This is a genomic window from Kitasatospora sp. NPDC001095, from assembly GCF_053598615.1.
Genome location: NZ_JBSFKQ010000063.1, coordinates 33,933 through 39,932, shown reverse-complemented (window position 1 = coordinate 39,932; position 6,000 = coordinate 33,933). Strand labels below are relative to the sequence as shown.

Annotated in this window: 7 protein-coding genes and 2 pseudogenes; 4 read left to right on the top strand and 5 right to left on the bottom strand. The window is 71.6% G+C overall.

The features are described 5' to 3' along the window. Nucleotides 1–386 precede the first annotated feature (386 nt). Nucleotides 387–833 carry a hypothetical protein gene (locus ACWDBB_RS32680; RefSeq protein ID WP_449793026.1) on the bottom strand — a complete coding sequence of 149 codons (447 nt, stop codon included), beginning with the start codon at nt 831–833 and terminating at the stop codon, nt 387–389. Nucleotides 834–1,051: 218 nt separating this feature from the next. On the opposite strand from ACWDBB_RS32680, the gene ACWDBB_RS32675 reads away from it, so the two are divergent. After that, complete coding sequence (locus ACWDBB_RS32675) at nt 1,052–1,477, top strand: hypothetical protein (RefSeq protein WP_449793025.1); 426 nt, start codon at nt 1,052–1,054, stop codon at nt 1,475–1,477. A gap of 384 nt (nt 1,478–1,861) precedes the next feature. Here ACWDBB_RS32675 and ACWDBB_RS32670 read toward each other — a convergent pair. Then, nucleotides 1,862–2,181: pseudogene (locus ACWDBB_RS32670) on the bottom strand (transposase); the annotation flags it as partial. A 227-nt stretch (nt 2,182–2,408) separates the two neighbouring features. On the opposite strand from ACWDBB_RS32670, the pseudogene ACWDBB_RS32665 reads away from it, so the two are divergent. From ACWDBB_RS32665 to ACWDBB_RS32655, 3 genes and pseudogenes are all read left to right on the top strand, one after another. Then, nucleotides 2,409–2,628: pseudogene (locus ACWDBB_RS32665) on the top strand (hypothetical protein); the annotation flags it as partial. A gap of 130 nt (nt 2,629–2,758) precedes the next feature. Further along, nucleotides 2,759–3,367, top strand: a complete 609-nt coding sequence (locus ACWDBB_RS32660) for a GNAT family N-acetyltransferase (RefSeq protein ID WP_449793024.1) — start codon at nt 2,759–2,761, stop codon at nt 3,365–3,367. A 227-nt stretch (nt 3,368–3,594) separates the two neighbouring features. Further along, nucleotides 3,595–3,951: a hypothetical protein gene (locus tag ACWDBB_RS32655; protein ID WP_449793023.1), complete on the top strand. Its 357-nt coding sequence runs from the start codon at nt 3,595–3,597 to the stop codon at nt 3,949–3,951. Nucleotides 3,952–3,958: 7 nt separating this feature from the next. On the opposite strand, the gene ACWDBB_RS32650 is transcribed toward ACWDBB_RS32655, so the two are convergent. From ACWDBB_RS32650 to ACWDBB_RS32640, 3 genes are all read right to left on the bottom strand, one after another. Further along, on the bottom strand, nt 3,959–4,168 hold the full coding sequence (locus ACWDBB_RS32650) for a hypothetical protein (RefSeq protein ID WP_449793022.1): 210 nt from the start codon (nt 4,166–4,168) through the stop codon (nt 3,959–3,961). Between the two features lie 340 nt (nt 4,169–4,508). Further along, the gene (locus tag ACWDBB_RS32645; RefSeq protein ID WP_449793021.1) at nt 4,509–5,540 is read right to left on the bottom strand and encodes a hypothetical protein; all 1,032 of its coding nucleotides are present in this window, start codon (nt 5,538–5,540) and stop codon (nt 4,509–4,511) included. Beyond that, nucleotides 5,537–5,902, bottom strand: coding sequence for a PadR family transcriptional regulator (locus ACWDBB_RS32640; protein ID WP_449793020.1), 366 nt, complete (start codon nt 5,900–5,902; stop codon nt 5,537–5,539). The genes ACWDBB_RS32645 and ACWDBB_RS32640 overlap by 4 nt, the downstream gene beginning before the upstream one ends. Between the last annotated feature and the right edge of the window lie 98 nt (nt 5,903–6,000).

The following is a 6,000-nucleotide window of genomic DNA, read 5'->3' as shown; positions in this document are numbered from 1 at the left end:
ACGGCGGCGACGACGGCCAGCGGGACGATCTTCGCAATACGGGCGATAACGGACGCGTTCATGTGACAGTCCCCCCAAAGGACATGGTGATGGTGATCGGATGCACGGGCGCCTACCGTCGCGCCCCGAGGAGCCGGCCCGAGCCCCGGCCCCGCCGGCTCGCTCTCCCCGCCTCTCACCCTGATAGACGTCCATCCCGCCCGGGGGTTGCAGCCGGGTTCGAAGTTTTTTCCGCGACTCCTCCCCCGAACACCGAAAGGCGCCGTGACCAGCGGAAAACCCCGACCACAACACCTCGAAGGCCCGCCCGGGGCCGACCTGCTCGATCTTCTGGCGCTCGTAGACCCGGGACACCCCGCCCGATGAGCCGCTGCTCGCCGGGCTCCTCACCACTGCTGCGGGGCAGCCGCACCCGCTCCTGCCTCAGGTTCTGGAGCGGGCAGGCCGCCCGGTGCCGGGTCACCAGTGGTGATCAGCGGCGCGTCCGTGTCGTGCTTTCGCCAGGCTTCGGCGATGCGTGTGAGACGGGTAGGGGCGGCGATGCCGCGCACGGTAGCGATCCTGCCGCCGACGATGTCGGACGTGACCGCGCCGACGACGTGGTCGCCGAGCACGAAGAGGATGGCGGGGGCGCCGTTGACGACCGCGTAGTGGGCGGCGGGCGCGCCGCCGACAAGCCGCCGCTTCGCTGGGGTGGGATTGAAGCCGGCCCGTGCGATAGCAGCAATGCGCTGCGGGGTGTCGTACCGCAAGTCGGGACGGGCGCAGCTCCGGGCCGGTTCCTCGCCGGTGGCCGGCCGGTCGGTGGCGGCGGTCGGCGGGGCGCTGTTCATAGGCGGGATCGTAACCGCCGGGCTCGACACTCCCCGGGTTTCGCCCCCACACCCGGCGGCGGGGCGAGAGACGATCCCATGAGTCCGTGGAGGACCGGCGAGGCCAGGGCCATGAGCTTGGGATCTGCGGGTAGCGGGCGGCTTGCCGGAAGAGTTGCCGGGCGGAGATCCGGGAGAGATCGTGTCTGGTGGGGGTTCTCCAGCAGAGGAGGCAGCCAATGGCTCTGTCCGACACCCTCACCACCCTGGCTGAGCGGGCCAAGGTCGCCGAGGATCACGCAGCCAAAGCCGCAGCCCAGAGCCGCGAGCAGTTGCGAGCCGAGGTCGAGAGGGCTCGCAGGGACGCCCAGAACCAAGCCGCCAAGCTGCAGGGGTCCGCGCGCGGCACCGAAGCGAAGATGTCGCAGTGGTGGGCCGAGATGCAGCAGAACTGGCGCGACCACACGGCCAAGGTGAGCAGCGACATCGAGGCCCGCAAGCAGGAGCACGACGCGGCCCGCGCGACCCGCGCGGCCGACCGCGCCGAGGCGGACGCAGCCGCCGCGGTCGAGTTCGCGTTGGCCGCCATCGAAGAGGCGGAATACTCGGTCCTCGATGCCCGGTTGGCCCGCATGGAGGCCGATGAGAAGAACGCGGGGCGCTGACTCCGGTCGACCCGGTGGTCGCCTCGTCCGCTGGCCGGGGTGAGGTACGGCTCAACCTCCCGGCCGCCCCTTGGTGACCGTGTGGACGAGGCGGCCGGGTCGGCGCTCGGGTCCGGGCTCGGCGCCTCAACGACGCCGACCGGCGCGCGCTGGGTAGTCCAGGCTCTCTCCCAGCAGCATCAGTGTCGACCGCAGCCGGGACGGCTCCGCCTCGTCCCCGGCCGCGGCGCGCAGCGCCGCGAGGACGTCCCGCAGGGCCCTCAGGGCCCAGGCGGGGAGGGCGTAGAGAACGACCGGGGTGCGGAGTCCTGTGCGGGGGCGGTGAGGTCGGCGGTGACCTCGCCCGCCGTTTCCAAGGTCAAGGCCGGAAGAGGGTACTCGGTAGTCGCGGGGCACGTCGATCTCGACCGGGCCGACATCGGTGACCACGGTCTTGGACCGGGTGCCGTTGCGGGAGTTTCCGGAGCCGGCACCGGCCGGGTCGTGCTTCTCGTAGCCGAGGTGGTCGGTGATCTCGCCCTCCAGGGCGGCCTCCAGGACCCGCTTGGTCAGCTGCTGCAGGAGACCGCCCTCACCGGTCAGCTTGATGCCTCCGGAGCGAGCCCGGTCGACTGCCCGATCAACTGCTCGTCCAGCACGTCCGGCGCGAGCTCGACCGGCCGGACCTCTTCAACCGCCTCAGCGGAGACGATCACGTCACTCATCAGGTGTTCTCTCAAGATCAGGAGTTACACCGAAGACCGTACAGACCCACACCTGGACCATCACCCCCGCAACCACATGGCGCAGGAGGGGCTGTCCCTAAACGGGACAGCCCCTCCGCCAGCAAGATCTTCAGCAAACTTCTAGCTGTCAAAGCCGTTCGATGGTGCTCTTCTCCCAGTCCGAGAGATCGTCGGCGAGCCGGCGTTGGCCGGCCGCTCCAGCCCGCATCCAGCCCGACGAGGACGATCCAGCCTGGTTCGCCTCCGTCGCGGTGCTGGACGAGGGCGGCTACGAGATCGTCCGCCGTGACGCGAGTCGCAGGGAACACGACGTGGTCACCGAGACCAGCATCGGCACAATCGCTCGCGACCTCATCCTCTGGTTGGCCGCCCTTCCCCGGACGGCCGACCAGGCGCACGTTCGACGCCTTCTCAAACACGCCCTAGCGGGCGGCGGGCGGTGGCGGGGTGACAGCGGCTTCCAGAAGAGCAGGTTGGTGTGGGTTCCTCAAGGCCCGGGGTCTCCCCCGGCACGAAATGCCTTGTCGGAGGGTTGTCCCGGTGACAGGGTCGGTACGTGAACGACGAACTGGCTCAAAACGCCCTCACCGTGCGTCCCATCACGGATGCCGACATCCCCGTCGCGGTCGACACTCTCGGCCGGGCCTTCGCCGACTATCCCTTCACCCGGCACGTGATCGCCGCCGACGACCACGAGGCACGGGTCCGGCGCTTCCAGGAGCTCTGCCTCACCCGCATCGCCGTGCCCTACGGCCGCGTGTGGGTCGCCGAGGACGGCCTGGCCGTGGCCGCCTGGACCGTTCCGGACCGGGACCCCTCGCCCGCCTTCGCCGAGATCGGCCCACTGCTCGGCGAGCTCATCGGCGACCGGCAGAGCGCGTTCGACACCGCCGAGCAGGACGTGGAACCGTACCGGCCCCAGGAGCCGGTGTGGTTCCTCAGCACCGTCGGCGTCGCTCCGCACGCGCAGGGGCGCGGCCTGGGCCGAGCGGTACTGCTCCCCGGCATCGAGGAGGCCGAACGCGCCGGGTACCCCGCGTTCCTGGAGACCTCCAGCGAGGACAACGTGCGGTTCTACGAGCGGCTCGGCTTCAAGGTCACGGCCGACATCCCGTCCTCCGACGGCGGCCCCCGCACCTGGTGCATGCGCAGGGACCCGAGCTGAGAAACCGGGCCGGCCCGCCTGCGCTTGATCGCGGGCCCGGAGCGCCGGTTCAAGCGGCCGGGGTGACGAATCCGGTGGCGGCGGCGTTGGAGCGGGGGTGAGCAGCACTTCCTCTCCCCGCCCGCGGCGCGGCGCCGGGTTGGGACCGGGCGTCGCCGCCCGGGCCTTCGCCGTCGTGGGCCGGGCTCCGCGGTCCCCGCTTCCCTGGTCGCAGGAGTCGGTCGACGATGGGCTGCAGGGCGTGCTGGCCGGCCATCAGCAGCTGGTGGCCGCGCGGTGGGGCGGCGTTCGAGGACCTGGACGAGGACGTTCTCGGCGAGGTGGCCCAGGAGGCCCGCCGGGACGGGCAGGACCCGGCCTGGGCCGTCGATGTGTTCGTGCGGGGTCTGGTCCGGCAGCTGGAGGACTGGAGGCAGGCCGACACCGCGCTGGCGAAGGCGCTGAACGAGGCGGCGCTCGGGCGGCCGTTGCTGGTGTGGGCGGCCGATGCCCTGGCCGCCGAGCAGGGCCGGCTGTGGGGCGCGCGGCAAGCGCTGCTGGAGGCTGTTGCCCGGCACCACCACGGTGGCCCTGCGCCCTGGTGAGGCCGGGTCAGCGGGCGGAGGCCGCCCTGGTCTGGTGGGCGCGCAGGATGGCGTCCAGCGCGAGGTCCGCGGTGGGGTGGGTCTTGGGGCGGGAGAGGGTGTCGACGAGGAGCCGGGCGCCGGGCGGCTGGTAGAGGAGGGCGATCCAGCCGGCCTGTCCCCACGGCCCGTCGGGCAGGGGCGCGGTCCAGCCGACCGGCGTGCTGTCGAGGCGCAACTGGAGGACGTCCCGGGCGTGGGGGGTGAGCCAGGAGTCGAGTTCCCAGCCGGCCGAAGGCGGGCTCCAGGTCGTCGAGGAGGTCGGGGAAGTCGAAGCGGATCTCCGGGTCGGTGCAGGCCTCCCTGCGGGCCTGCTCAGCCGTGACAGCCGTCGATCGCTGGGCCGGCACCGGCCCGGCGTCCGACTCAGGGACGGAGGCGGGGGCGGGGACGTGACGGCCGGACCGTGCGGGCCTGGGGTGTGCCTCGCCGCGCCCGCCGTCGCGGCACGGCTGAGGGCGCACGGCCGACCGATCGAGGGTGGGGACTGGCCGGCCCGACGCTGGTGCCGGCGTCGTTCACCGGGCCCTCATCTTCCGGAGACAGGTGACAGCCAGGGCGCCGTTGTAGACGAGCAGTACTGCGGGGACCCAGGGCGGCGCACCGCCGCTGTCCGAGTCCGTCAGTTTGAGGGTGAGCAGCACGGCGAAGACGGCCGTAAAGGAAAGGGCGCCCAGGAACCGGCGGCGGATCCGGTTGCGTTCGCGCACTGGGCCGTCGGCCAGGTTCATGGCGTAGATCTCCACCTGGCCGAGTTCCTGCTGTGCGGCGCGCCCGGTGGCTGCCAGGTGCTCCCGTGCTTCGGTCACGTGCTGCTGGGCCGTGTGCCTGGGATAGCCGTGCCGCCCGTACAGCAACTCGCCCAGTCGGCGCAGCCATTGCTCGTCGTCGAGCCGTCGGCCCTCGCTCGGGGAGAACCACCGGCTCACGATCCGCTCGGGTATGGCCAGCCCCAGGGTCGCGAGAAGCAGCGCGAACCCGACTGCCGCGGAAGGCGGGAACGGGAAGGAGTGCGCATCCCGGACCGCGGGGAGCGACGCCGAACCGATGCCGGCCGCGGCGATGACGCCGGCACCGCTGCCAAAGAGCCAGGCCGTCCGAGTCCGTCCGGCCGCGCGCAGGGCGGGGAGGACCGCGAAGGCGGCGGCCACGAGCACGGTGGCGGAAAGGGACGAGAGGAGAACCGAGGCGCCGGCGTGCCCCTTGTAGCCGAAGGTCCCCACCGCGGCCATGATCAGGACGGCGATGCTTCCTGCCACCATGCCCTGCTGGAAGTGCGTGAACGGTGCTCTTCCTTCGAAGTCGCGTGTGCTGCGGTGCCTGGGGTCGACCCGCTCGGTGGCCACCGCGGTGGCGTACTCCTCGGCGGGGCCGAAGAGTTCCTCCGCCGACTCCCCCGTCTCGGTCACCGCCTCGGCAACCTCCCCCAGCACACGGTTCACGAGCTCGCGCGGCACGCGGTGGACGAGGGTGAGCTCTAATTCCAGCTTGTCGGTCCAGGCAGTGCGGCCGCTGTTGCCCGTCCGGGTCCCGGCCGTGGTCTTCGTCATGGGTTCTCCTGTTCGTGGGGTGTGGCAGGGGCCGCTGCCGGGATCGTCGCCGTCGTGTCGACTGCCGTGCGGAACTCCTGCCACGCCCGGCGCTCCCGCGCCAGCCGCTCCCGCCCCGTGTCGGTCAGCCGGTAGTACTTCCGGCCGGGCCCGCCCTCTCCGGGGGCCCACCGGACCTCGACCGCGCCGTCATCGGCGAGCCGTGTCAGCGCCGGGTACAGCACGGCTCCCTTGACGGTGCCGAGTCCCGACTCTTCGAGCTGCTGGAACAGCGCGTATCCGTAACTCTCTCCGCGCTCCAACGTGGCCAGAAGGCACAGCGGCAGGACGGCGCGGAGCCATGCGGGCTGGATGTCGCCCATGCATCAACCCTTCCGAGATCACGACTAGTATGAATTTCAGAATAGTCGGGCGTCAAGAGTATGGGCATCGGCCCCATCTCCGGCGTCAGCGGCGGCAG

Excerpts from the sequence above, each read along its gene's own strand:
- ACWDBB_RS32640 (WP_449793020.1), bottom strand. The coding sequence starts at position 5,902 with ATGGGCGACATCCAGCCCGCATGGCTCCGCGCCGTCCTGCCGCTGTGC.
- ACWDBB_RS32680 (WP_449793026.1), bottom strand. The coding sequence starts at position 833 with ATGAACAGCGCCCCGCCGACCGCCGCCACCGACCGGCCGGCCACCGGC.
- ACWDBB_RS32655 (WP_449793023.1), top strand. The coding sequence starts at position 3,595 with ATGGGCTGCAGGGCGTGCTGGCCGGCCATCAGCAGCTGGTGGCCGCGC.
- ACWDBB_RS32675 (WP_449793025.1), top strand. The coding sequence starts at position 1,052 with ATGGCTCTGTCCGACACCCTCACCACCCTGGCTGAGCGGGCCAAGGTC.
- ACWDBB_RS32645 (WP_449793021.1), bottom strand. The coding sequence starts at position 5,540 with ATGACGAAGACCACGGCCGGGACCCGGACGGGCAACAGCGGCCGCACT.